Genomic DNA, 24,296 nt, shown 5'->3' with positions numbered 1-24,296 from the left:
TGGCGGATCTCTTCAGATGATAACTCCACCATGCTGAAGGACAACCCGTGATGTGGTAGCCTGTCCTGGCCACAGGAACCCACACGAAGTGGAGAAGATCGTGAGAAGAGAAGACGAACCAGTGCTCGGGCCGGACCATGGATTCGAACCATCGCGATCGGACACGGCGCCCGGCCTCATCGACAGCATCCGACGGCTCGTGACCACGCAGCCCTACGGCGTGCTGAGCACGCATGGCGAGGGCCATGCCTACGGCTCGCTGGTGGCCTTCGCCTTCGCGGACGACCTGCGCTCGGTCGTGTTCACCACACCCAAGGCGACCCGCAAGTACCGTCTCCTGATTCACCACGATCGCGTCGCCCTGGTGGTGGACGACCGTCCCGAGCATCCACAGGCGATGATGGAGGTCACGGCGGTCACCGTGACCGGCCGCGCCCACGAGGTGCGGGATGCCGCGCAGCGGCAGATCCTGGCGGCGCAGCTCGTGGGCCGTCACCCCCAGCTCCGCTCCTTCGTGGCGGCCGAATCCTGCGCCCTCTTCCGTATCGAGGTCTTCCGTTTCTTCCACGTGTCCCGCTTCCAGGAGGTCCAGCAATGGGTGCCGGACCGGAGTTGATCGTTCCCCTCTTTGAGGCGGGGGACCTTGCCGACCGCGTGGTCGGGGGCAAGGCGCGCGGCCTGGGCCGCCTCCTGTCCGCGGGCTATCGCGTGCCGGCGGGGTTCTGCATCGGGGTGGCCGCCTACGAGCAGTTCGTCGCCGCATCCGGCCTGGAAGCGATGATCGGCATGGAACTGGGGCGCAAGCCGCTGGAATCCATGCGCTGGGAAGAGATCTGGGACGCCGCCCTGCGCATCCGCTCGGCCTTCCTGTCCGCGCCGGTACCGACCGGACTCGCCGACGCCATCGTCGGCGCCTACGAGCGCCTGGCCCCCGGTCCGGTGGCCGTGCGGTCCTCGGCTCCGGGCGAGGACGCCGCGGGACGCTCCTTCGCCGGGCTGCACGAGTCGGTGGCCGACGTGGCCGACACGAGCGGTCTGCTCGACGCCGTGCGCATCGTCTGGTCCTCCCTCTGGTCGGACGCCGCCCTGCTGTACCGTCGCGAGCTGGGTCTGGACGTATCGAACAGCCGCATGGCGGTGGTGGTGCAGGAGTTCGTCAGCGCCCCCGTTTCCGGCGTGGCGTTCGGGCGCGACCCGCGCGCCCCCCGCGAGGACAACCAGATCATCGAAGCGGTGCCGGGCTCATGCGAGGGCCTGGTGAGCGGGATGGTGGACCCGGACCGCTGGATCCTCGCACGGTCCACGGGTGCGCTGGTCGCCTGGACACGTGGCGACCGGGGCCAGACCGACCCCGAGCCGCTCCTGGCCAGGGACGACCTGGAGGCCCTGCACCGGACCTTGCGCGGCGTCGAATCCCTGCTCGGGTGCCCGCCGGACGTGGAATGGACCGGCCACGCACGGGAGTTGACGCTGCTGCAGGCGCGTCCGATCACCCGGGCGCCGTCCCCGGGCGCGGATGACGAACGCTCCTGGTACCTCACCCTTCGCCCTGGCGCCGACGAGCTGGCCGACCTCTGCGAACGGGTCACCCGGGATCTCATCCCCGCCCTGGCCGAAGCCGGTGAGCGCTTCGCCGCCGAGGATCTGGCCGCCATGTCCGACGCCGCCCTCGCCGACGCCATCGTCGCCCGCCTCGAGGCCCACGAGCACTGGAAGAAGATCTACAAGGAGCAGTTCATCCCCTTCGCGCACGGTGTCCGGCGGTTCGGCCAGTACTACAACGATATCCTGCAGCCCGCCGACCCCTACGCCTTCGTGGCCCTCCTGGAACATCAGCCCATGATCGCGACGGCCCGCAACGCCGCGCTGGCTCGGCTGGCGGACATCGTGAGGCGTCAACCCGTGCTGGCGTCCTGGCTGGCGCAACCGGACATCATGGAAAGGGCCGGCAGCCGCCATGGCTGGGACGCGCTGGCCGCCACCTTGAGCGGCACCCCCGGCGGCGATGTGTTCCGGCTGGAGTTCGACCGGTTCCTCGATCAGTACATGAACTTGACCTATGACGACGAGTCTCTCGACGAGCGGCCGGACCTGGTACTGGACATCGTGCGTCAGCTAGCCGACGCCGACGCCCCTCCCCCGCCAGTGACCACCGCCGATACCGCCCGCATCCGTGAGGAGCAGTTCCTCGAAGCGGTCGGACCGGATCGCCGTGACATGGCCCGGGAGGTCCTGCGCGTGGCCCGCCTGAGCTGGCAGCTGCGGGACGATGACAACGTGCTCATGGGACGGTTGCGGAATCAGCTGCAGCACGCCCTGACCCAGGCCGTCCAGAGGCTGCGCGACGCGGGCCGCCTGGCGGCCGGTCCAGCGGCCGGCAGCGGGGATGTCGACGCCCTGGTCGCGGGTTTGCGCAGCCCCGCCGGCGGTCCGGTGACCCTGCCGCCGCGGGCACCCGCGCCGACCGAGGCGGCCCGTCCGCTCCCCGGTGCCACACCCCGCCAGTTGATCGGTCAACCCGCATCCGGCGGCCTGGCCACGGGCAGGGTCCGCGTGGTGCGCAAGGCGGAGGATTTTCGCGCCTTCCGCCGGGGCGAGGTCATGGTCTGCGACGCGATCCAGCCCACCATGACCCACCTCGTGCCGCTGGCCTGCGCCATCGTCGAGCGGCGCGGCGGCATGCTGATCCACGGCGCCATCATCGCCCGTGAGCTGGGCGTGCCCTGCGTCAACGGGGTTGCCGACGCCACCCTCCTGCTGGGCGACGGCGATCTGGTGACCGTGGACGGAAATCTGGGCATCGTCACGGTGGGTGAGCCGGAATTCGAACTGGAGCAGGCCGACGGTCGACCCGACTGAAAGCCGACGAGCGGGAGTGCGACCGGGCCGGTCCGGGTTGCGCCCAGCCGTCAGCCGGCGCGCAGTCGCCGACCCACCAGGAACCCCACCAGGCTCACGATCGTGCAGAGCACCGCACCCCAGGCCAGATCGACGACGGTGACCAGCAGCGGCCAGTCGCGGACCGTGGCCAGGTTGGTCAGGTCGTAGGTTGCATAGGTCACGAGACCGAAGAACGCGGCGCGGCGCAGGGTCCAGCCGATGGCCTGGCGCTCGAGACCCGGCCCCACCACGAAAACCTGGATGCCGGCGATGAACAGGAGGTAGAAGACGCCGGCGGCGAGCCAGTTCACCTCGGCGGCGAGCAGGTATCCGAGCTGATCACGGTAGAAACCCGGCGCCACGAGTCCCAGCCAGACCGCATCGACGGCCAGGAACACCGCCAGCAGCGTGAGGTACAGCTTGGTGCGGAATACGATCATGTTTCAATCCCGCCCTTCCTGGTGGATCTCCAGGTCGAAGCTGCCGGTATCCGGGTTCCAGCGTGCGGTGATCACCATGGGGCGGCAACAGATGGCGCAATCCTCCACGAACTGCTGGCGGTCAGCAATGCCCCGCTCGATGAACACCTCGTTCTCCTCACCACAGCACGCACAACGATATGTCAGATTCATGGCGGTCCGATCGGTGGCCAAGGTGGACGCATCGTGAAAACATGATACGAACGAAACGACGATGGCGGCCTGTCCCCTCTCCGACTCCTACCGCATACCCCCCACTCCCCCTGGCTCACTGCCTCGTTCCGTACGCTCGATACCGTTCCGCCTCCTCGAGCCGGCCCAGACTCGTGTAGATCCGCACCAGGGTGCTTGCCGTCGTGGTGACCCGGACGTCCGTGGGCTGCAGCTCTCTCTCGAACACGGTCAGGGCCCGGCGGGCAAAGGGCTCGGCCTCGGCCGGGCGGTCCTGGTCGAGCAGCAGCAGGGCCTGGTCGTGGTCCAGGCGGGCCAGGATCTCCTTGCCGTCGGGATTCACCGCGTTGAAGGCCGCACGCGAACGATCGTAGGCCTCCTGCGCCTCCGCGAAGCGGCCAGCCTGGTGGTAGGAGATGCCCAGATTGCGCAGGGTGGTAGCCACATCCACGCTCGCTTCCCCGTTGAGAGCGATCAGGTGGGGTAGCACCGCCTCGTAGATGGCGATGGCCCGGTCCTGGTTGCCCATGCCGTTGGCCACGGTGGCCATGTTCAGCTGAGTGCGCATGACCAGAGGATGGTCCTCGCCCAGCTTGGCGGCCCGGATGGCCCGGACCCGGTCGAGGTTGGCCAGACATTCCTCGTACTCGCCCTGCCGGTAGGCGATGCCGCCCAGGTTCTCCAGGACCAGGGCGTATTCGGGATGGTCGGTGCCGAACCGCTCGCCGGTCAGATCCAGCGATTCCTGGTAGGTGGCCCGGGCAGCGGCGTAGTCGCCCCGGATCATCTGGTTGACGGCCAGGTTGTTCAGGTACACCGACAGCAACGGGGACGAGGGCTGGCACTCCTTCAGGAGGTTCACCGACTCCAGGTACAAGGAATCGGCCGCGGCCAGGTCCTGGCCCCGCGATTGGGTCACCCAGGCGCGCAGGTTCAGCAAGGTGGCAGTCTGGAGCCGCAGATCGCCCCGCCCGGTATTGATGAGGCCCTCCACCAGGTCGAGCACCGAGTCCGCCGCGGCGTACCGGCCGCCGGCCGTGTACACCTCGGCCAGGCTGTTGTACCCGTCCAGGATCTCGGGTGACCGTGCCGGCAGGTTCAGGATGCGCAGTCGCACCACCTCGCCGGCGGCCCGGATGGCCTCGGGATGGTTGGAGTTCAGGCGCTGGATCTTGGCCAGGGCGAGCCAGCTGTCGGCCAGGTCGGGATGGTCCGGTCCCAGCAGCGAGGTGCGCAACTCCAGCCCGCGCCGAACCTCCTGTTCCGCCTCGGCCAGCTTCTCGAGCCCCAGGTAGGTCTGGCCCATGGTGGCGTGCATCTCAGCCGCCACCAGGGGCTGGTCGGCGAAGATGGAATCCACGTTGGCCCGGGCGGCGTCCATGGCCTCGACCACGGTCAGGTCGTGCTCGCCGCTGGCCCAGGGGTCGACACCGACCAGCATGCCGCGAAGGAAATCGTTGATGGCCGTGGCCTTGGCCGTCTCCAGCTCGGCCCGATCCCGCTCCGTGGCGATCACCCGGTTCTGCAGGGACGTGGTCAGGGCGAAGGCCAGCAGGACCAGCAAGGCCATGGCGCCGACCGTCACGCCGCGCCGGTGGCGGCGCACGAACTTGCGCGCCTGGTAGGCCGCGCTGGGCGGGCTGGCCAGGACCGTCTCGTCGTTCAGATAGCGCCGCAGGTCCATGGCCAGGGCATTGGCCGTGGCGTAGCGGCGGCCGCGATCCTTGTCCAGCGCCGTGAGCAGGATCCAGTCCAGGTCGCCCTTGAGCGTGCGGGCCAGCCGGCCCGGTTCGGTGCCCTGGCGGGCGGCGACCTCGGCGGTGGTGGCGGGATCCTGCTGCAGGCGTGCGCTCGGGCGCAGGGGTTCCTGCTCCCGCACGAACTTCATGATGGCCTCGTAACCGGCCGAGTGGACCGAGGCGGCGTCGAAGGGCGTCTTGCCCACCAGCAGCTCGTAGAGCACCACGCCCAGCGAGTAGATATCCGTGCGCGTGTCGATGTCGGTGTTGTTGGGATCGGTCTGCTCGGGGCTCATGTAGGCCGGGGTGCCGATCACGTGGCCCAGCTGGGTGAACATGGAGCGCTCGACCTCGCGCTGCTCGGTGGCCCGGGCGATGCCGAAGTCGATGATCTTGGGCACGGGCCTGCCGTCCACCTCGGTGACCAGGATGTTTCCGGGCTTCAGGTCACGGTGGATGATGGCCTTCTGGTGGGCGTGCTGCACGCCGGCGCAGACCTCGATCACCAGGGCGAGCCGCTGCCGCAGATCGAGGCGACGCGCGTCGCAGTACTGGGTGATGGGAACCCCGTCGACATACTCCATGACGAAGTAAGGCCGCCCGCCCGCCGTCTGCCCGGCATCGAAGACGCGGGCGATGCCGGGGTGGTCCATCATGGCCAGGGTCTGGCGCTCCAGCTCGAACCGCATCACGACCGCGCGCGTGTCCATGCCGGGCTTGATGACCTTCAGGGCGACGACCCGCTTGATGGGCTCGGTCTGCTCGGCCAGGAACACTTCGCCCATGCCGCCTTCGCCGAGACGGCGGACCAGGCGGTAGGGTCCGATGGACTCACCCAGACCCTCCCGGGGTCCGCCCATGCCGGCCGCCGCATCGGCGGCGAGGGTACGGTCCGGATCGTCGGGTTGGTTGGGATCGCGGCCGGTGTGATCGCTCATCGCAGTCCCTTCGACTGTTAGGAATGGCGAGACCCTGGGAGACTAGGGAAATTGACGATCAATATACCCGTACTTTGAATGCCTGGCATCGTAAGGAACCGGACGGATTCTGCCACCAGACCGACACCCGCCATCGCCACGCGGATCGACCGAGTCCCCCCGACAACGCCCCCTGGCTTGACATACATAGCTGCTCAATGTATAGTGCTGCAAGGTAACCAGGGCCCGGGACCATCCACACCGCACGAGACAGGGAATCATGGAGATCAACAAGGACCTGATGGCCGCGTCCTCCACGCCGATCGTCCTGGCGATCCTGGCCGAAGGCGACAGCTACGGCTACGCCATCATCAAGCGGGTCCGCGAGCTGTCCGGAGGACACGTGGAGTGGACGGACGGGATGCTGTACCCCGTTCTGCATCGGCTCGAACGGCTCGGCTTCGTCGAGGCGCGGTGGGAGACCGCCGAGAGCGGCCGCCGCCGCAAGTACTACCGGATCACCTCCCAGGGTCACGCTCAGCTCGCCGAAGAACGCCGTCAATGGCAAGCGGTGGACGCCACGCTGCGGGACATCTGGGGGTTGCTCTCCATGCCCATCCCGACCACGAATACCCAGGGGGCTTGAAGGATGTCGACTCCGGGACACGCAGCCTCGCTCGAGGATCAGATCGACCGATGGCGCAGCTACCTCCACCGCCGGCAGGCGATCCACCCGGTCGACGTGGCGGAGCTGGAAGACCACCTGCGCGAGCAGATCGCCATCCTGGCCGACGCGGGTCTCGCCGACGACGAGGCCTTCCTGGTGGCGGTCAAGCGCATGGGCAACCTCGACGCCCTCTCGCGGGAATTCGCGCGCGAGCACTCGGACCGCCTCTGGAAGCAGCTCGTCGTCAACCCCACCGATTCCGGAGATTCGCGCGTGCATGCCCGCCGGGATGCCGTCGTCGCCTTCTGCCTCGCGGTCGCCGTCGCCGTGGCCATCAAGGCGCCGGCGCTCTTCGGGATCCAGTGGGACCAGGACGCCGGCTTCTACGGCCGCAACCTGAGCCTCTTCGTGCTGCCGTTCCTGACCGGCTATTTCGCCTGGAAGCGGCAGCTTCACCCCAGGACTCTCCGCTGGCTGGCCGCGGCGTTCCTGGCGGCAGGCGTGATCGTCAACGCCTATCCATTCGCCCCGGACGGCTCCACCGGAGTGCTGGCGGCGCTGCACCTGCCCATCGCGCTCTGGCTCGTGGTGGGCATCGCCTATGCGGGCGGCCGGTGGGGCCAGGTGGCCGGGCGCATGGACTTCATCCGGTTCTCGGGCGAACTCTTCATCTACTACGTGCTGATCGCCCTCGGCGGCGGCGTCCTCACGGCGTTCATGGTCATGATCTTCGAATCCATCGGCGTCGACGTCGAGCCCATCTTCGAATCGTGGCTGCTGCCGTGCGGCGCCACCGGAGCCGTCCTGATCGGCTCCTGGCTCGTGGAGGCCAAGCAGAGCGTGATCGAGAACATGGCGCCGGTGCTGACGCGCCTCTTCACGCCTCTCTTCACCGCCGTGCTGGTGGCGTTCCTCGCGACCCTGCTGTGGACCGGGCGCGGCGTCCTGATCGAGCGGGAGGTGCTCATCGCCTTCGACCTGCTCCTGGCGGTGGTCCTGGGCCTCCTGCTCTATTCCGTATCCGCCCGCGACCACGGGTCGCCCACCGGCGTCTTCGACGTGCTCCAGGTCGTGCTGCTGGTCGGCGCGCTGCTGGCCGACGCGGTGGCGCTGTGGGCCATCGCCGCGCGCATCTCGGAGTTCGGCTTCAGCCCCAACCGCGTGGCCGCGCTGGGCGAGAACGTGATCCTGCTCGTCAACCTCGCCTGGTCGACCGTGCTCTACGTGCGGTTCCTGCGCGGGCGAGGCACGTTCGCACGCCTCGAACGCTGGCAGACCGACTACCTGCCGGTCTATGCCGTGTGGGCGGCCATCGTCGTGATCGTCTTCCCGCCGCTGTTCGGGTACGCCTGACCGCGATCGCATCGTGACAGGACGAACGCCGGCCGCCCCGAGTCCTTTTCTCGGCGCCCGTCCCTATGGTATCATTAGGTTCCACCCGCTGTTGGATCCGAGGAGGGAGACCGACATGCTTCGTATCTTCACGTTCATCGCGATCCTGATCGCGCTTCCCGGCCTGGCCGCCGCGCTCACCGTGACCCTCGACCAGGAAGTTTACGTCGTCGGCGACGTGATCGAGATCACCTTCGACAATTCTGGTGGCGATACCATCGAGTTCCCGTCGGAGCCGCCCTTCGCCATCGTCCGCCTCGACGGCGACTACCCGGGCATGACCGGCCTGCCGGTCATCGTCGAGCTGGCCGCCGGCGGGATCATGGTGCAGCACTGGGACACCGGCATGCTCCCCGATCCTGCCGGCCAGTACGAGGTCGCGGTGACCTGGTGGTTCCAGCAGAACCCCGACGCGGTCTTCGAGCTCGCCGTGCCCTACACGCTCGAGGAGTCCGTCGACGCGGAACCGACGACGTGGAGCGCCGTACGCCGGTTGTTCCGCTGAGTCCGGCCCGGTCGGTCCTCGACGGAATCAGGCGCGACCCGTGAGAGCGGGCCGCGCCTGGTGTGTTCTGCCCGGTCAATCCTGCGCCGGCTCGTACTCCACCACGAGAGGGAAACCGGTTCCCGCGGGATAATACCGCCGCCAGACGACCACCGTCTGGCCCAGGTGCTCGAACTGGAGGTTGGGTTCGGGATCCACCTTCAGCACCTTCGCCCCCACCGGCAATTCCACCCGCCGCGTGAGCAGCCGGTCCTCAGGGAAGTCGCCCCAGAACCGGTTCGCGCACTTGCCGTCCGCACAGTCGATCTGGCCGGGGAATTCGTAGCGCAGCGAGCCGCGCATGGTCTCGCCCGGCAAGATGGGTACGACGAAGTCCACGAACACGTTGTAGAGGTCGGTCCCCGCCCGCGGTTCGATGCGGACGTTCAGCCGGTTCCCGAACTGGTCGTAGGCCTGCATGGTGCGCATGAAGGGCAGCTCGCGCTCCTTGGCCCCGAACATGGCGTAGGTCAGGATCTGGTCGTGGTCGTTGGTGATCTCCTCGGCCGTCCACATCTCGACGATGCCGTCGGCGCGCAGCTGGACTCGTTGCAGATCGGTGAACAGGGGCTTCTGGGCGCTCTGCGGTGGCACGCCGGGCTGGCCGCCCACCGAGGCGATCTCCTCGGCCGAGAGTTCGTACAGTTCCTGGTCGGTCTGCACCAGGTAGAGGCTGGTGCGGATCTGCCTGATGACCCCGTGCAGGATCTTGCCGTCGCGCAACTCGATCTCCTGGGACGCCGGCTCACCGGCCCGGGCGGTCAGGGTGGATCCCAGCACCAGCAGCACCAGCACCGCGAGCATGGCCTTCTTCGTGTTCATGACGATCTCCTTTGCGAGGGCCCACCCAGATCGATACCGCCGAACGTGACGGGCGTGGCCTGCCCGGACTGCTCCCCGTACCGGGGCACCACCACGCGTGCGGGCGTGGTGAAGGGCGCGGCGAGGCCTTCTCTGGTCTCCCGTTCCCCCTGGCGGGGCAGCATCACCACGAAGGCCAGCGAGGCCGCGGCGGCCAGGGCCAGCGGCCAGCGGGCGCGACGCCACCAGCGGGGATCCGGGCTCCCCGCCACACGTCCTGTCCGCTCGCCGTTCTGATCCGTCGCGGCGGTCGCGAGGATGCGCTCCTGCAAGTCCGGAGGCGCCGTCGCTCGTGACCGTTCCCTGAAGACCCGGCGCAGTTCGTGCCGACTCTCCAGTTCCCGACGGCAGGCGGGACACTCCTCCAGATGAGTTTCCAGGGTCACGATCTCCTCGGCGGGCAACTCCCCGTCGATGTAAGCATCCAGCCGGGTTTCGAATCGATCACAGCGCATGGCCGGACCTCTGCAGATGTTCGCGGAGCCTGCGCACCGCGAGGTGTTTGCGCGAGGCGACGGTGCCCGCCGGGCAGCCGACCACCTCGGCGATCTGTTCGTAGCGGAGCCCTTCCACTTCCGAGAGGTGGAACACGGAACGCAGCTCTTCCGGCAGATCGGCCTGGGCCGCGTCCAGGGCGGCGCCCAGTTCCCGGCGCTCGACTTCACGGTCGGGTGCCGGGACCCGGGATCGCGCCCCGCGAGGAGCCAGTTCCTCGGGCGGAACCACGTCCAGGTGGCGCCGCTCCAGATTCCGCCGCCTCAACCAGGAGATGGCCGTGTTGCGGGCGGTGGCCAGGACGTAGGCCTCGCTCGGCGGACCGCCGGTCGACCCGGACCGCTGCAGGCGCAGGAAGGTCTCCTGGGCCAGGTCGGCGGCGGCCTCGCGATCGCGGACCATGGAGAGCAGGAAACGGAACACGGCATCCAGGTGCTGGTCGGTCATCTGCCGGATGGTCATGCTCCACCTCCTTCCCATTGCAGCCCGCTTCTTCGGACTCCTGCTCGGGTAGACGCACGGGGTCGGAATTCCTTCACGGTTTTTTCATTTCTCGGGATTATGGGCGGGCTGTCCCGCTTCGGGAAGGATCAACCGTGGCGACCTCGAGCGGCCGGCCCCCCAGGAAGCGGGGCCGGCCGGACTCGAGACCTGATCACCGCACGACCTCCCCGGACCACGCCTCCGTCGCCAGCGTCGCCTCGATGTAGTCGCTCAGGTCCCGCGGTTCGCGGCCGAGCGCCTCGCGAACGCCGGTGGCCAGCGACGCGTTGCGACCGTCGAGGACCTCTCGGAACAGGTAGTCGAGCAATCCGACGTAATCGGCGGGCACGCCGGCCTCGCGCATCGAGGCCAGGAAATCCTCGTGCGCGATGTCGACGAACGTGATCTCGCGCCCGGTGGCGGCGGCGATCTCGGCGATGGCGTCGGCGAAGGTCAACAGGCGGGGACCGGTCACCTCGACCACGCGGTTGTCCAGGCCGGTCCCCGTGAGCGCGGCCACGGCGACGTCGGCGATGTCCTCGGCGTCGACGAACGGCTCGGGCACCCGCCCGGCCGGCAGCGCCACGGTGCCGCCGACGATCAGGTCGCGCAGGAAGCCCTCGCTGAAGTTCTGGAGGAACCAGCTCGCGCGGACCACGGTCCACGTCAGGCCCGAATCCGCGACGATCCCTTCGCAGCGCCGGGCCTCGGCCTCGCCCCGGCCCGAGAGCAGCACCAGGCGCTGGACCCCGGCCGCGACGGCCAGGCGCGCGAACTCCGCGATCGCCTCGGGCGCGCCGGGCACCGCCAGGTCGGGATGGAAGGCCACGTACGCCGCCTTCACGCCCGCGAGAGCCGGCGCCCACGTGGCGTGATCGTCCCAGTCGAAGGGGATCGACGCCTGGCGCGAACCGTGGCGCACCGCCGCGCCCAGGGCCTCGAGCCGCGCCGTGACACGCCGCCCGGTCTTCCCCGTGCTGCCGACCACCAGGATGAGGTTCTCGTTGGATCGCATCTCGCAGCTTGTCATGATTCCAGTCCTTTCGAGCAATGATTTGGCCTGCGGAATTGCATTACGTCCACGATAGGTTCACCAATCAGATGCACAATGACTGTTGATCCGCTATTTATGCTCATTCGTCCAAACCGTCTTGCCATCTGGACCGGAATCAGCGAGACTGGCCGCCATGGACACGCCGCTCATTCCCACCGTCCCGGATCGAAGCTTCTGGGCCTCGGGCGATCCGCTCGGCGAGGTGCTGCACCTCATGCGCATGAGCGGCACGTTCTACGCGCTCTCGGAGCTGACCGCGCCCTGGGGCATGGACCTGCCGGCGATCCCGGACACCATGATGTTCCACTTCGTGACCGAGGGGCGGTGCTGGCTCGAGGTCGACGGCCTCGACCCGCGCGTGCTGGAGCCGGGCACGCTCGCGCTGGTGCCGCATGGCCGCGGCCATCGCCTCGTGAGCGAGGCGGGCGGCCCGGCCGTCGACCTGTTCGCCATCCCGCGCGAGGAGCTGAGCGAACGTTACGAGCTCATCCGCCACGGCGGCGGCGGGGCCCTGACCCGGCTCGTGTGCGGCGCCGTCCACTTCGACAATCCCGCCGCTCGGCAGCTCGTCGAATTCCTGCCGCGCCTGGTCTGCGTCGACACCTGGAACGCCACGCAGGTGGAATGGCTGCACGGGACGCTGCGGTTCATGGCGAGCGAGGCCCGCCAGCTCCGGCCCGGCGGCGAGACCGTCATCACCCGGCTTGCCGACGTCCTGGTGATCCAGACCCTGCGGAGCTGGCTGGCCGACGAGGCTGCGTACGGGGCGGACTGCGAGGGGAGCTGGCTCCGGGCCATCCAGGATCCACAGATCGGCAGAGCGATCGTGCTCGTGCATCGCGATCCGGCGGCCCCTTGGTCGGTGCAGACGCTGGCCACCATGGTCGGCATGTCACGCTCGGGATTCGCCGCCCGCTTCAAGGAGGTGGCCGGCGTGACGCCGTTGCAGTACCTGACGCGCTGGCGCATGCTGCTCGCGGCCTCGCAACTGCAGGAGGGGGATGCGACGCTCGCCGAGCTTTCCGACCAGTTCGGCTACCGCTCCGAGGCGGCGTTCAGCCGCGCCTTCAAGCGGGCCATGGGAACTTCGCCGGGACGAATGCGCCGGCAACTGCGGAATGGGCCATGAATCTGACGATCGACAGGGAGCGGAATCTGAGGAGGCCGCCCAGATCAGAGGTTCCGGACTCCTCGCCGAACCAGAACTGAGCGGTTAATGATCCTGGATTGCATTCCCAGTTTATGTCATGTAAGTGTTTTGTTTACATTGACATGCACGATTTGGCCGTAGTATGGTCCGGCAACCTCGGAAGTCTCCACACCAGGCTCGTACGATGATGTCGCACCGACTCGAATGAAGGAGGACCTCATGCGGATCAGGCGATTGATTGTCGTTGCTTGCCTCATTCTCACGATCGGGCTGCTCTGGAGCCTGCAAGCCGGTGCCTACCAGCTCTTCTCGGCGGACAACGGGAGATGCAGCCAGTGCCACACCGACTGGCCGGGAACGACCCACAGCCTCCATACGGGATTCGATTGCTCTGCCTGCCACTTCGAGTCGAATCCCGTGGCCGTGAACTCCTGCACCGCGTGCCACGGAGGTGCCGAGGGCATCCTCGGGGCGCACGCTGACACCGAAGCCCCCAATGGCGAGTACTGTGGCTACTGCCACGTAGGTGTCGGAGTCGAGAACTGGTCGATGACGGACCTGAAGGAACTCTTCAAGTAAGAGCTGCCGGAATCGACGGCGACGACGAGAGCCCGGTCCTCGGATCGGGCTCTCGTCTGTGATTACGTCAGCGAACATCTGGAAACGCCTGACCGGGTGGAACGGTCATCGACGCACAGCACCGATCCCTGCGACCGATCTCGCTGGAGCCTTGGCACGACCGCCGGTCCCAGCTATGGTCAATCACGTCGACCCGTCCGCCCCTACCCCCAGGAGCCGACCGCCGTGTGCCGCCGCCTTTCCTTCGTCCTGCTGTCGATCGCCGCCTGCCTCCTCCCGCCCTCGGCCTGGTCGCAACAGACCGCCGCCACTCCCGACACGTCCCGGACCCGCCCCACCATCGGCATCGCCCTCGGCGGTGGCGGCGCCCGCGGCCTCGCGCACATCGGCGTGCTCGAACGCCTCGACGAGCTGCGCATCCCCATCGACCGTGTCGCCGGCACCAGCATGGGCGCCGCGGTGGGCGTGCTCTTCAGCCTGGGCTTCACGCCCCAGGAGATCGACCAGGACATTCTCGGCCTCGACTGGCGGCGCCTCATGACCGACCGGCCCGACCGGCGGCGGCTCGCGTACCGCCGCAAATCCGATGACCTGAAGAACATCTGGCCCTTCGAGTTCGGCATCACCAGCCGCGGACTCACCATGCAGCGCGGCCTGATCTACGGCCAGAAATTCAACTTCACACTGCGCGCTCCCGATCTCTACACCGCCGGCTACGACGGCTTCGATCGCCTCCCGATCCCCTTCCGCGCCGTGGCGACCGACCTGGTGACCGGCGACATCGTGGTGCCCGACCGCGGCAACCTCATGCGGGCGGTGCGCGCGAGCATGGCGGCGCCCGGGGCGTTCCCACCCGTGGAGATGGGCGACCGCACCCTCATCGACGGTTATCTGCGCGTCATGCTCCCCACCGACGTGGTGCGCGACATGGGCGCCGACGTGGTCATCGCCGTGCATCCGGGCTGGGCGCCGGGACAGACCCCCGCGGACGCCACCTGGGACCTGCCGAGCATCTTCCTGCAGAGCAATTACCTCCTGACCTGGGCCAACACCTATCCCGACCTCCTGGCCGCCGACATCCCCATCATCGTGCCGCTGCCGGACATCCAGCTCTACGAGCTGACCCGCGCCGCCACGGCCGTCGCGGCGGGACGGCGGGCCGTGGACGAGCATCTCGACGAGCTGCTGCCCCTGGCACTGTCCGACAAGGAGTACGCCGCCTGGCGGGCCTCGGTCGGACGACGGCACGTGCCGGCACCCGTGATCAGCAAGGTCGCGCTGGAGAACCCGTCCCGGGTGCACGACCGCACCATCCTCAGAAGCATCACCCAGGCGCCGGGCGACACCCTGGATCTCGATCGCCTCGCCCGTGATCTGGGCAACGTCTTCGCGCTGGGCGTGTTCGAGACGGTGGACTACAGCCTGCGCGAAAACGAGACCGGCACCGAGCTCGTCATCCAGCCCGTCGAGAAACCCTACCTGCCCTGGCTGCTGCATTTCGGTGCCGCCTGGCAGGTCTTTTTCCAGGACCAGCCGCAATTCCAGTTCTTGACCCGCATCGACCGTCTCGAGCTGAATCGGCTCGGTGGCGAGCTGCGCGGCGAGATCGCGGTGGGCAAGGTCTTCGGCGCGGCCGGCGAGTGGTATCAGCCTCTCGAATACTCGCGGTCACTGTTCGTGGCGCCTGGCCTCTACGGGGACTCGCGGCGCCATGCCGTCTACGACGGCACCTACCGCCTCGGTACCTACGAGACCATCGAATGGGGTGGCCGGCTGGCCGTGGGAGCGAGCCTCGGCCGGATCGGCGAGATCCGGGCCGCGTGGTGGCGGGGCCGGGCGGAGACCGATCGCTACGCCGGCGATCCCGACGTCCCCTACCAGTTCGACGACGTGGGCTCCATACGCTTCCGGCTGGGCTTCGACTTGCTGGACGACCACGCCGTGCCGCACCGGGGCGTCGCCGGTCAGTTCCACGCCTGGCTGGCGAACCCGGACCTCGGCGACTCGCACGACTACGACCGCTACTGGGGCTCGCTCGAAGGCGCCGCCACTGCCGACCAGTGGACCATCCAGTTCCGGGCCCAGGCTGGCGGCAGCGAGGGCGCGATGCCGTACTACCGCGCCTATCGCCTGGGCGGCCTGCGCAACCTCACCGGCTTCGTCGACGGCGCGCTCGACGGCGGCGCCTTCGGCATGGCGGGCGCCGGTCTCCTCTACCACGTGGCGGGCATGGCGTTGCCGTACACGACCCAGTGGTACGTCGGCGGCTGGGTCGACGCCGGCAACGTCTGGGCCCGCCCCCGGGACATGCGGCTGGACGAATCCGAGGTCGGCGGAGCGTTGACGCTGCTGCTGGAAACGGCGCTGGGACCGCTGGAAGTGGGATACGGATACAACTCCGCCAGGCAGGGCACGATCTACCTGCAGGGTGGCGTGCACTTCTCGCAGCCCTTCGACCGCTGAGAATCGCGGTCACAGGGCTTGCCGATCTCGACGGTCGCCCCCGAATTGAGACCGAAACGCCAGATATGCTTTACTCTCTCTCGAGCAGGATCGCTGCCCGGAGGTTGGGAGTCCGGCAGCGGAATAAAGACCGAAGCGGGGATTTGATCGATACCACAACCACGAAAGATTGCCACCATGCGCTCGCCTGATCGTCGCGCCGCGTTCCTGACGTTTCCGATGCTGGTGGCCCTGCTGGCCGCGACCGCGGCCACGGCGCTGCCGTGCCACGATTACGCGAACGACCTGCGCCACATCGCCACCTTCACCGTCGAGCGCACCCAGGACGCCACCGTCGGCTATTCCCAGCTCCAGACCAAGGGGCTCAAGGCCTACGCCTGGGAGTACTCGTCCTACGCCTACGTCAGCGGCGCCCTGCAGATCTTCGACATCGCCGATCCCGCCGACCCGGTGGCGCGGGGCCGCGTGGAATACGGCTCTGGCGTCGTGGCCATGGGCCTGGCCTGCCTCGACCACTACGTGCTGCTGGCCACGGGCGAGCTGCGCGTGATCGACGTCGACGACCACGATGCGCCGCTGCAGGTCCTGACGCTCGATCCGGGCGCCGAGACCAACGACGTCGTCGTCCGCCAGCGCCTGGCCTACCTCGGCCTCGCGGGCGACGCAGCGGCGGTCGGCGTGTGGGACTTCGATGATCCGCTCCAACCGTTCGAGCTGACGACAGTGCCCATGGCCGGCCCCGTGCACAGCCTGAGCCTCCACGGCGACCTGCTCCTGGTGGGCGGCGCCGGGTTCCTGGAAGTGCTCGATCTCGCCAACCCCGCGACGCCCGTCTCGCTGGGTTCGCTGGCGCTCGCCGGCGAGGTCACGGACATCGCGCCCGACGGCGACCTGGCCATGGTCGAGCACGGCGGCGAAGCCAGCCTGGTCGACCTCGCCGAACCTGCCACGCCGGCGCTGCTGGCCGACTTCCCCGCGGATGAGGATTTCACGGTGACCTCGATCGCCCTGCGCGACGAGGTGGCCTGGGTGGGCAACCAGCATTACTACCAGGAGAGCGGCGATTTGCGCTGGTTCGACCTGGCCGAGCCCGCGGCGCCCGTCGCGATCGGCAGTTACGTATTGCCCGCCTGGCCGGCCGCCCTAGCCTTCACCGGTGACGAGGTCTTCGTCGGTTGCGTCGACGTGTCGGGCGCCGGCCCCACCTACGGACGCCTCGAGATCTTCCGCGACGGCGACGTCGCGAGCCCCCGCGCCGGCCTCCTCGACCTCGCAGCCAACGACATGAACTTCGAGGACGGCGTGTTGGTCGGCGACCGGCTCTACGTCCTTGGCGAAATCGATCTGGGTGTCGTCTCGGTCGCGGATGTCGCTACTCCGACCTTCGCGGGCTCGCAATCGATCATCCCCTACTTCGGCCAGGAAATCGCCAGGGCGGGCGAATGGCTCGTGGTCTCCCTCCGCCACATCACCAGCTATCCGCATCAATACGTGCTGCGAACCTACGACCTCACCGACCCCGAAGACCCACAGGCCCGGGGCACGGTGGATTTCGGCAACGACCAGTTCAGATGCACCACCCACGGCGACCTGATCTACGTGGGCTGGCTCGACAGCGCCTCCGGAGGAGGCATCCGGGTCTACACCATCGACGCGACGGGCGAGTTCTCGCTGCTGGGCACCATCTGGCCCGGCGAGTCCGCCGGTGTCCTCTGCTTCGACGCAGACGGGCGCGGCGTGATCTACCACGGCGGCGAACTGCAGCTCGTCGAGTTCACCGATCCGCTGTCCCCGGTCATCGTCGGCTCGCTCCCTTACGACCCGGCCGATCCCGCCGTCCCCGTGACCTGGGTCGGCGACCGCATCTATTCGCGGCGCAACGGGAACTGGCCCCTGACGAGCTGGCAGGTCGTGGACGTCAGCGACCCCGCAGCGCCCGCCGTCCTGGCGGAGCTCCCCTTGCTACCGTACGAGAATGTGGAGGACATCTCGGTGCAGGACGACGTGGTGTACGTGGCCGGGTCCCACAACATCAGCATCTACGACACGGCCGATGCCCAGGCGCCGGCCCTCGTCGGCACGATTTCGCACGTCAGCATCTATACCGGCGCCGTGTTGCACCAGCATGCAGGAGCATTGATCGCCGCGAGCAACGGCGGCATCGCAACCTGGCCCTACCACTGCCAGACGACCGCGGTCGAGGACGACGACACCGTCCCCCGGACCATGGGCTTGCAACTCGCCGCGGCGCCTAACCCCTTCAACCCGCAGACGACCATCATCTTCTCGCTGCCGCGCGCCCAGCGCGTCGACATCGACGTCCACGATCTGCGGGGCCGGCGAGTGCGGAGGCTCGCGGCCGGCGAATACGCCCAGGGCGAGCATCGGTTGTCCTGGGACGGGCGCGACGATCACGGCCTCGAGATGCCGTCGGGCGCCTACCTGGTCCGCCTGGCGACCCGGGAGCGGGCGGCGTCGCGGAAGGTGCTGCTGGTGCGGTGAGATGTTCGCCGTGGCTCAACGCCCGGCGGCCGCCCCTGCCTCCGGGTCCCGGAGACGGGACCGCCATGCGGCGGCCTGCTCGGCGTGTCCACCGTCAGGCGCCGCCTCGTGCCAGGCGTCGTACAGATCGGCGATCGCACCTGCCACCGCGATCGTCCGCGCGTGATCGGCGCCGAACGCGGCGTCCTGGATGCCGTGGGCTTCCAGCAACGCGGCCTCGGCCTCGTCGTATCGGCCGAGCCCGGTCAGCGTGACCCCGTAGCTGTACAGGAAGGCGGCCGTGGTCGGGTGTTCCGCCGGCAAGGATCTCCGCGCCCAGGCCACGGCCCGAGCTCCGGATTCCGCGGCCTCCTCGAACCGGCCGAGATCCCGCTGCAGCTTGCCCAGGTTGTGGACCGCGATGATGGTGCTCTGGTGGTCGTCGCCGAGAGTGCGGCGATTCCCCTCGAGCGCCTCGCGATAGTAGGGCTCGGCCTCCTCCAGGCGTCCCATCCGCTTGAGCACGACGCCCATGTACGCCAGGGCGATCAGGGTGTGCGGGTGGTCCTCGCCCAGCGAGTGCCGCCAGCCCGCCAGGGCCTCGGCGAAATGGGCGCGGGCCTCCTCGAGTTCGCCCTGCGACAGGAGCAGCACGCCCAGGTTGTTGATCGAGGCCAGCGTCTCGGGGTGCTCGTCGCCCAGGGTCCGCCGGCGGCCAGCCAGCGCCTCGCGGTGCAGGCGCAGGGCTTCCTCGGTATCGCCCATTCTCTTGAGCAGGTTCGCCAGGTTGTTCATGGCGATGAGCGTCTCGGGATGATCGTCGCCGAGGACCTTGCGGTAGCCGTCCAGGGCCTCCTGGTAGTGGGACCTCGCCTCCTCGAAACGCCCCATTTCCTCGAGCAGTGTCCCCATGTTGTTGAGCGAGTTCAGGGTGTCGCGGTGGCGGTCGCCCAGGCTGCGGCGACGGCCGTCGAGCGCCGTCCGGTAGAGTTCGAAAGCCTCCTCGTTCCGATCCATCCGGGACAGCAACAGGCCCAGGTTGTTGTACGCCGCGAGGGTGACCGGATGGTCGTCGCCGAACACGCGGCGACGACCCTCCAGCGCCTCGGTGTAGCAGACGTATGCCTCCTCGAAACGGCCCAGGGATTCGTACAGGACGCCCTGGCTGTTCACCGACTCCAGGGTCCGAGGATCATCGTCGCCCAGCTCGGCCCGGCGTGTCTGCAGCGCGGCCTCCTGGAGGGGCAGCGCCGGCTGATAGCGACCGAGCCGGGCGTAGGTGTCGGCGACCGTCTGCTGCAAGGCCGACCGGACCACCGGCTGGTCGGCGAATTCCGCCTCGATGGCCACCGCCGCCCGCTGGAGCACCTGGGTGTCCACCAGTTCCAGGGCGACGTCGGTGGCGTTGGCGCGTTCCAGCAGGTCGTCGAACGCGGCGACCGAGGTCGCGACCTCCTCGGCAGGCATTTCTTCCGCCTCCAGCGCCCGGCGCACGCGGGTCCGCAGATCGGCGTACAGCGCCTGGCCCATCAGCTCGGCATCGATCTCACCGAGCATGGATTGCTGGAACTCGGTCACGATCTCCAGCTCGGCCGCGCGGGCCTGCGCTTCGGCCTGCGCGGCGGTGGCCACCGCGCGGGCGCGGCTCTGGTTGCGGTACATGATCGACAGCCAGAGGGTCGAGCCGGCCAGCACGAGCACCAGCGCCGCCACCATGCCCACGACGAATCGATAGCGCCGCAGCGATTTGCGGAGCACGTACCAGGTGCTGTCCCGCTTGGCGTCCAGCGGCTCGCCGGCCAGGTAACGACCGATGTCCCGGGCCAGGGCCTCCGCCGACTGATAGCGGCGTTGTTTCTCCTTGGCGAGGGCGTGCAGCACGATGGTCTCGACCTCGCCGTCGATGTCACGGCGGAGCGACGACGGCCTTGCTGGTTCCGCGTGGGCAATGTTCTCGAGGACCTCGGCCACGGAGCCCGTCACCGGATAGGGGGGCTTCCCGGTGAGCATCTCGAAGAGGATCACGCCGAGCGAGTACACGTCGGCCCGGATGTCGATGGAACGGGGATCGCCGCTGGTGTGCTCGGGCGATGCGTAGGCCAGCGTGCCCATGAACTCGCCGGTCATCGTCACGGGCACGCCGTCCTGCAGATCCGGTCCGGCCGCCTTGGCCAGTCCGAAGTCCAGCACGTGCGGTTCACCGTCCGCGTCGACGCAGATGTTGCCCGGCTTGAGATCGCGGTGGATGACCCCGCGCTGGTGCGCCGAGTTCACCGCGGAACAGATGTTCTGGAACAGCCGCAGCGTGGCCTCGATGCCGAGCTGCGCGCGGGACAGGTAGATGTCCAGCGGCTGGCCGTGGATGTACTCCATGGCGAAGTAGTAGCGCCCCTGCGCCATGCCGCTGTCGTAGACCGTGACGATGTTCGGATGCTGGATGCTGGCGATGAGGTCGACCTCGCGCTCGAAGCGATGCAGCTGCCTCGCCGAGGCGTGGGGCCCCTGCAGCAGCACCTTCAGGGCGACCGTCCGCTTCGTCGCCAGCTGCACCGCCTTGTACACCACGCCCTGACCGCCACGGTGGATCTCGTGCAGGATCTCGTAGCCGGCGATGAGGTTCTTCGCACTGGATCGTCTGCCTGGGGGGTCGCTGAGCGCGGTGGCGCCGGAATCCGCGTCCTCGCAGGTGTCCCGACCTCCCTGCCCTGCCGACACGGTAGCCTGGTCCTGGCCGTCGACGTCGTTGCGGCACCGGGAGCACGTGGCGACATGCGCCGCGACACGTGGCGCGTCATCGGACGACAGGTCTCCGGCGCGGAACGCCTGGAGCTCATCCGGGGTCGGGCAGCCAGTCACCTGGCACCTCCAAGGGGTGCGTCGCCGACCTGGTATCCCGCGGGGCGAGTGGGCTGGAGTGTAGCGGATTCCGACGCTGCCCGTCAATTCGACCGATTGCAAGCACCGGTGTCATGCCGATGACCGTCCCTCTCGGCACGGCCATGATTCGGATTACAGGATTGCGACTATCTTGTTTATTCGGTGGTCGTGTGATCCAAGTCCTGCGGCCACCGGTGCCCACACCGACTCCACCCGAGAGGCCCCCATGATCGGTCGCACCCTCGCCCACTACGACGTCACCGCCCTCCTCGGCCGCGGCGGCATGGGCGAGGTCTACCGCGCCCGCGACACCAAGCTGGACCGCGACGTCGCCCTCAAGACGCTGACCCACCAGATGAGTGCCGACGCAGAACGAATCGCCCGGTTCCAGCGCGAGGCGCGCACTCTGGCCACCGTGCAACACGCCAACGTCGCCTCGATCTACGGCCTCGAGGAGAGCGACGAGGCCCGCTTTCTGGTGATGGAATTGGTGGAAGGCGAGGACCTGGCGAAGCGGCTCGAGCGCGGCCCCCTGGTGCTGGACGAGGCCCTGGACATCACCGTCCAGATCGCCGAGGGGCTCGCGGCCGCTCACGAGAAGGGCATCGTGCACCGCGACCTCAAGCCCGCCAACATCATGCTCACACCCGGCGGCACGGTGAAGATCCTCGACTTCGGTCTGGCCCGGGCCTGGGCCGGCGACCCTGTCGACGAAGCCGACCCATCCACGTCGCCCACCATCACGGCGGCCATGACCCAGGCCGGCACCATCCTGGGCACTGCGGCCTACATGAGTCCCGAGCAGGCACGCGGCCAGCAGGCCGACCGCCGGGCCGACATCTGGGCCCTGGGCGTGATCCTGCACGAGATGCTCACCGGCCGGCGCCTCTTCGCCGGCGATACGGTGAGCGATACCCTGGCCGCCGTGCTCACCCGCGATCCCGACCTCGACGCGCTGCCCGCCGCCACGCCGCCGCGGGTGCGTCGGGCGCTGAAGCGCTGCCTCGTGCGCGATCAGCGCAACCGCCTGCACGACGCCGCCGATCTGCGGCTGGAACTGCTCGCCGACGATGATGAGATCGCGAGCGGTCTGCCGGCCGCCGGCCGCTCCCGACGCTTGCCGCTGGCGGCCGGTGGTGTGGTCATCGCGCTGCTCGCGATTACGATTGGCCTCGTCGCCGGCCGGAACACGGCGCCAGTCCCGGCACAGGAGGTGTTCCGCTTCACCATCCCGGATGCCGGCTTCAACATCTGGTCCACCACCACCATCTCGCCCGACGGACAGCAGATTGCCTGGGTGCCGGTTAGCATGGGCGGCGAACGACCGCTGCAGATCCGCCGGCTGAGCGGTTTCGAGGCACGGGCGCTGCCCGAGGCCGAGGATGTCGGCAACCCGTTCTTCTCGCCCGACGGCACCTGGATCGGCTTCATCAGCAACGGACAGAACGTCCTCTACAAGGTGCCCGTCGCCGGCGGCAACCCGCAGCGGTTGACCGCCCTCTCGCAGGTCCGGGTCAACGCCGTGTGGGCCGATGACGGATTCATCTACTTCTCCGGCGCGGGTGGGACGAGCAGCATCCGGGGCATCAACCGCATTCCCGCCGACGGCGGTGAGGTCGAGACCGTGACCGCGCTCGTCGAGGGCGACGAGCAGCACCTGCATCCCTGCCGCGTGCCCGGCAGCGACTGGTTGCTCTTCACCGCGGAGAAGATCGACGGCTATTCCGTGGACGCGGTCTCCCTGGCCACCGGGATCCGGGTCACCCTGGTGCCCAGCGCCGCCACGCCGCGCTTCCTGCCACCCGACATCGTGGTCGTCCACCGGTCAGAGGCAGCGGAACTCGCCGCGGTGCGGGTCGACCCAGGTACCATGGCGCTCCTCGGCGAACCTGTCTCGGTACAGAAAGAGGTCATCACCGGACCGATGCTCCGTGGCAGCTTCGAGCTCTCCGGCGACGGGAGCCTCGTCTACACCCACGGCTCGCGGGGTGGGCTGATGAGCAGCCGCCGCCATATCGTCGCGGCGCACACCGACGGGGCGATCGAGACCGTCTTCGCCGAGGCCTCCAGCTGGGCCCAGCCACGCCTCTCGCCCGATGGCCGCAACCTCGTGGCGCGTCAGGTCCAGACTCCCGATTGCGTGCTCTGGAACATCGATCTCGAGCGTGGCACCCGCACCAGGATCACCTTCGACCAGGACGCCCACTCGCCGGTCTGGAATCCCGCCAACGGGAACATCGTCTACCGCTACGACGCCGAGACGCAGTTCTTCGTGGCCGAGCGCGCCGCTGACGGCACCGGCGAGACCAGGGTGCTCCTTGCCGTCGACGACTTCGAGGCCGCGCCGCGGTCGTTCTCGGCCGACGGCCGCTGGCTCGTTCTGGACGCGCAGCAGCACAACGGAGACATCTGGCTCCTCGACATGCAGGACGGCGGCGACCCCGTTGAATTCGTCTCGTCGCCATACCTCGAGCGCCAGGGCGTGATCTCCCCCGATGGCCGCTGGGTCGCTTACGTCTCCAACGAATCGGGGCGTGACGAGGTTTACGTGCGAGCCTGGCCGGCGGGCAACCCACGCTACGTCATGTCGGTGGCCGGGGGCGAGAGCCCGCTCTTCTCCCGCGACGGCAAGACCCTCTACTTCGTCGACCGCGACCGCATCATGGCGGTGGACCTGCAGCCGGGCGACCGCCTCGCACCCGGCCAGCCGCGCGTGTTCCAGCAGGGCGGCTTCGAGACCGCCGGCTACACCCTCAACTACGACGTCGACGCGTCCGACGAGCGCATCTTCATGATCGGCGTGGCGGACGACGGCGATGTGGATGCCGACCTGCGCGTCGTGCTGGGCTGGGGAGCTGAGGTGCGTCGCCAGCTGGGTGGAGGGTAACGCGAATCATCCTGTCATTGCTCGAGACTCCGCCTTGCTTGGTTTCGGCACGCATAGACAGGTCCTTATTACTCCTATTTGAGGACATCTGTATTTCTATTCGTGCTAGACTCTATGCGCAGCCCACCCCCTGCTCCTTCCCGTGGGCGATCTCCTGCCTGACATCTCCGCGGCTGT

General features: G+C 68.4%; 18 protein-coding genes. 10 read left to right on the top strand and 8 right to left on the bottom strand.

What is annotated here, in order from left to right; genetic code table 11:
- Nucleotides 1-100: 100 nt before the first annotated feature.
- Nucleotides 101-616 (top strand): pyridoxamine 5'-phosphate oxidase family protein, encoded by a 516-nt coding sequence (locus IFSED24_RS16600; protein WP_491332599.1) that lies wholly within the window; start codon nucleotides 101-103, stop codon nucleotides 614-616.
- Nucleotides 595-2,859, top strand: a complete 2,265-nt coding sequence (locus IFSED24_RS16595) for a PEP/pyruvate-binding domain-containing protein (protein WP_491332598.1) — start codon at nucleotides 595-597, stop codon at nucleotides 2,857-2,859. The genes IFSED24_RS16600 and IFSED24_RS16595 overlap by 22 nt, the downstream gene beginning before the upstream one ends.
- 50 nt (nucleotides 2,860-2,909) lie before the next feature.
- Here IFSED24_RS16595 and IFSED24_RS16590 read toward each other — a convergent pair whose 3' ends face one another.
- The 3 genes from IFSED24_RS16590 to IFSED24_RS16580 form a co-directional block, all read right to left on the bottom strand.
- The gene (locus tag IFSED24_RS16590) at nucleotides 2,910-3,320 is read right to left on the bottom strand and encodes a DUF2177 family protein (RefSeq protein WP_491332597.1); all 411 of its coding nucleotides are present in this window, start codon (nucleotides 3,318-3,320) and stop codon (nucleotides 2,910-2,912) included.
- A 3-nt stretch (nucleotides 3,321-3,323) separates the two neighbouring features.
- Nucleotides 3,324-3,512: a zinc ribbon domain-containing protein gene (locus tag IFSED24_RS16585; RefSeq protein ID WP_491335071.1), complete on the bottom strand. Its 189-nt coding sequence runs from the start codon at nucleotides 3,510-3,512 to the stop codon at nucleotides 3,324-3,326.
- Between the two features lie 115 nt (nucleotides 3,513-3,627).
- Nucleotides 3,628-6,207, bottom strand: a complete 2,580-nt coding sequence (locus tag IFSED24_RS16580; protein ID WP_491332596.1) for a tetratricopeptide repeat protein — start codon at nucleotides 6,205-6,207, stop codon at nucleotides 3,628-3,630.
- 259 nt (nucleotides 6,208-6,466) lie between these two features.
- Here IFSED24_RS16580 and IFSED24_RS16575 point away from each other — a divergent pair, with 259 nt between their 5' ends.
- The 3 genes from IFSED24_RS16575 (at nucleotide 6,467) to IFSED24_RS16565 (ending at nucleotide 8,750) form a co-directional block, all read left to right on the top strand.
- On the top strand, nucleotides 6,467-6,832 hold the full coding sequence (locus IFSED24_RS16575; RefSeq protein WP_491332595.1) for a PadR family transcriptional regulator: 366 nt from the start codon (nucleotides 6,467-6,469) through the stop codon (nucleotides 6,830-6,832).
- Nucleotides 6,833-6,835: 3 nt separating this feature from the next.
- On the top strand, nucleotides 6,836-8,206 hold the full coding sequence (locus tag IFSED24_RS16570) for a permease prefix domain 1-containing protein (RefSeq protein WP_491332594.1): 1,371 nt from the start codon (nucleotides 6,836-6,838) through the stop codon (nucleotides 8,204-8,206).
- A gap of 115 nt (nucleotides 8,207-8,321) precedes the next feature.
- Entirely contained in the window at nucleotides 8,322-8,750 is a 429-nt protein-coding gene (locus IFSED24_RS16565) for a hypothetical protein (protein ID WP_491332593.1), read from the top strand.
- Between the two features lie 75 nt (nucleotides 8,751-8,825).
- On the opposite strand, the gene IFSED24_RS16560 is transcribed toward IFSED24_RS16565, so the two are convergent.
- The 4 genes from IFSED24_RS16560 to IFSED24_RS16545 all read right to left on the bottom strand — a co-directional run bounded on the left by IFSED24_RS16560 (nucleotide 8,826) and on the right by IFSED24_RS16545 (nucleotide 11,643).
- On the bottom strand, nucleotides 8,826-9,611 hold the full coding sequence (locus IFSED24_RS16560) for a hypothetical protein (protein ID WP_491332592.1): 786 nt from the start codon (nucleotides 9,609-9,611) through the stop codon (nucleotides 8,826-8,828).
- Entirely contained in the window at nucleotides 9,608-10,105 is a 498-nt protein-coding gene (locus IFSED24_RS16555; protein ID WP_491332591.1) for an anti-sigma factor family protein, read from the bottom strand. The genes IFSED24_RS16560 and IFSED24_RS16555 overlap by 4 nt, the downstream gene beginning before the upstream one ends.
- On the bottom strand, nucleotides 10,095-10,607 hold the full coding sequence (locus tag IFSED24_RS16550) for an RNA polymerase sigma factor (protein ID WP_491332590.1): 513 nt from the start codon (nucleotides 10,605-10,607) through the stop codon (nucleotides 10,095-10,097). Before IFSED24_RS16550 ends, IFSED24_RS16555 begins: the two co-directional genes overlap by 11 nt.
- 193 nt (nucleotides 10,608-10,800) lie before the next feature.
- The gene (locus IFSED24_RS16545; protein ID WP_491332589.1) at nucleotides 10,801-11,643 is read right to left on the bottom strand and encodes an NAD(P)H-binding protein; all 843 of its coding nucleotides are present in this window, start codon (nucleotides 11,641-11,643) and stop codon (nucleotides 10,801-10,803) included.
- Nucleotides 11,644-11,815: 172 nt separating this feature from the next.
- Between IFSED24_RS16545 and IFSED24_RS16540 the strand changes: the two genes are divergently transcribed.
- From IFSED24_RS16540 to IFSED24_RS16525, 4 genes are all read left to right on the top strand, one after another.
- On the top strand, nucleotides 11,816-12,811 hold the full coding sequence (locus tag IFSED24_RS16540) for an AraC family transcriptional regulator (RefSeq protein WP_491332588.1): 996 nt from the start codon (nucleotides 11,816-11,818) through the stop codon (nucleotides 12,809-12,811).
- Nucleotides 12,812-13,051: 240 nt separating this feature from the next.
- The gene (locus tag IFSED24_RS16535; protein WP_491332587.1) at nucleotides 13,052-13,411 is read left to right on the top strand and encodes a hypothetical protein; all 360 of its coding nucleotides are present in this window, start codon (nucleotides 13,052-13,054) and stop codon (nucleotides 13,409-13,411) included.
- Between the two features lie 225 nt (nucleotides 13,412-13,636).
- Complete coding sequence (locus IFSED24_RS16530) at nucleotides 13,637-15,874, top strand: patatin-like phospholipase family protein (protein WP_491332586.1); 2,238 nt, start codon at nucleotides 13,637-13,639, stop codon at nucleotides 15,872-15,874.
- A 177-nt stretch (nucleotides 15,875-16,051) separates the two neighbouring features.
- Nucleotides 16,052-18,376: a FlgD immunoglobulin-like domain containing protein gene (locus tag IFSED24_RS16525; RefSeq protein ID WP_491332585.1), complete on the top strand. Its 2,325-nt coding sequence runs from the start codon at nucleotides 16,052-16,054 to the stop codon at nucleotides 18,374-18,376.
- A gap of 15 nt (nucleotides 18,377-18,391) precedes the next feature.
- Here the strand turns inward: IFSED24_RS16525 and IFSED24_RS16520 are convergent, their stop codons facing one another.
- Complete coding sequence (locus IFSED24_RS16520; RefSeq protein WP_491332584.1) at nucleotides 18,392-21,211, bottom strand: tetratricopeptide repeat protein; 2,820 nt, start codon at nucleotides 21,209-21,211, stop codon at nucleotides 18,392-18,394.
- Between the two features lie 247 nt (nucleotides 21,212-21,458).
- On the opposite strand from IFSED24_RS16520, the gene IFSED24_RS16515 reads away from it, so the two are divergent.
- The gene (locus IFSED24_RS16515; protein ID WP_491332583.1) at nucleotides 21,459-24,119 is read left to right on the top strand and encodes a protein kinase domain-containing protein; all 2,661 of its coding nucleotides are present in this window, start codon (nucleotides 21,459-21,461) and stop codon (nucleotides 24,117-24,119) included.
- The last annotated feature ends 177 nt before the right edge of the window (nucleotides 24,120-24,296 follow it).

Source organism: Candidatus Latescibacter sp. IFSED24 (assembly GCF_058273205.1).
This window is presented reverse-complemented; position numbering and strand designations above follow the sequence as displayed.

Bases quoted from the DNA above. Each gene is read 5' to 3' on its own strand.
- IFSED24_RS16585 (WP_491335071.1), bottom strand. From the start codon at position 3,512: ATGAATCTGACATATCGTTGTGCGTGCTGTGGTGAGGAGAACGAGGTG.
- IFSED24_RS16515 (WP_491332583.1), top strand. From the start codon at position 21,459: ATGATCGGTCGCACCCTCGCCCACTACGACGTCACCGCCCTCCTCGGC.
- IFSED24_RS16525 (WP_491332585.1), top strand. From the start codon at position 16,052: ATGCGCTCGCCTGATCGTCGCGCCGCGTTCCTGACGTTTCCGATGCTG.
- IFSED24_RS16560 (WP_491332592.1), bottom strand. From the start codon at position 9,611: ATGAACACGAAGAAGGCCATGCTCGCGGTGCTGGTGCTGCTGGTGCTG.
- IFSED24_RS16545 (WP_491332589.1), bottom strand. From the start codon at position 11,643: ATGCGATCCAACGAGAACCTCATCCTGGTGGTCGGCAGCACGGGGAAG.
- IFSED24_RS16595 (WP_491332598.1), top strand. From the start codon at position 595: ATGGGTGCCGGACCGGAGTTGATCGTTCCCCTCTTTGAGGCGGGGGAC.
- IFSED24_RS16575 (WP_491332595.1), top strand. From the start codon at position 6,467: ATGGAGATCAACAAGGACCTGATGGCCGCGTCCTCCACGCCGATCGTC.
- IFSED24_RS16570 (WP_491332594.1), top strand. From the start codon at position 6,836: ATGTCGACTCCGGGACACGCAGCCTCGCTCGAGGATCAGATCGACCGA.
- IFSED24_RS16540 (WP_491332588.1), top strand. From the start codon at position 11,816: ATGGACACGCCGCTCATTCCCACCGTCCCGGATCGAAGCTTCTGGGCC.
- IFSED24_RS16555 (WP_491332591.1), bottom strand. From the start codon at position 10,105: ATGCGCTGTGATCGATTCGAAACCCGGCTGGATGCTTACATCGACGGG.
- IFSED24_RS16580 (WP_491332596.1), bottom strand. From the start codon at position 6,207: ATGAGCGATCACACCGGCCGCGATCCCAACCAACCCGACGATCCGGAC.
- IFSED24_RS16590 (WP_491332597.1), bottom strand. From the start codon at position 3,320: ATGATCGTATTCCGCACCAAGCTGTACCTCACGCTGCTGGCGGTGTTC.
- IFSED24_RS16535 (WP_491332587.1), top strand. From the start codon at position 13,052: ATGCGGATCAGGCGATTGATTGTCGTTGCTTGCCTCATTCTCACGATC.
- IFSED24_RS16550 (WP_491332590.1), bottom strand. From the start codon at position 10,607: ATGACCATCCGGCAGATGACCGACCAGCACCTGGATGCCGTGTTCCGT.
- IFSED24_RS16565 (WP_491332593.1), top strand. From the start codon at position 8,322: ATGCTTCGTATCTTCACGTTCATCGCGATCCTGATCGCGCTTCCCGGC.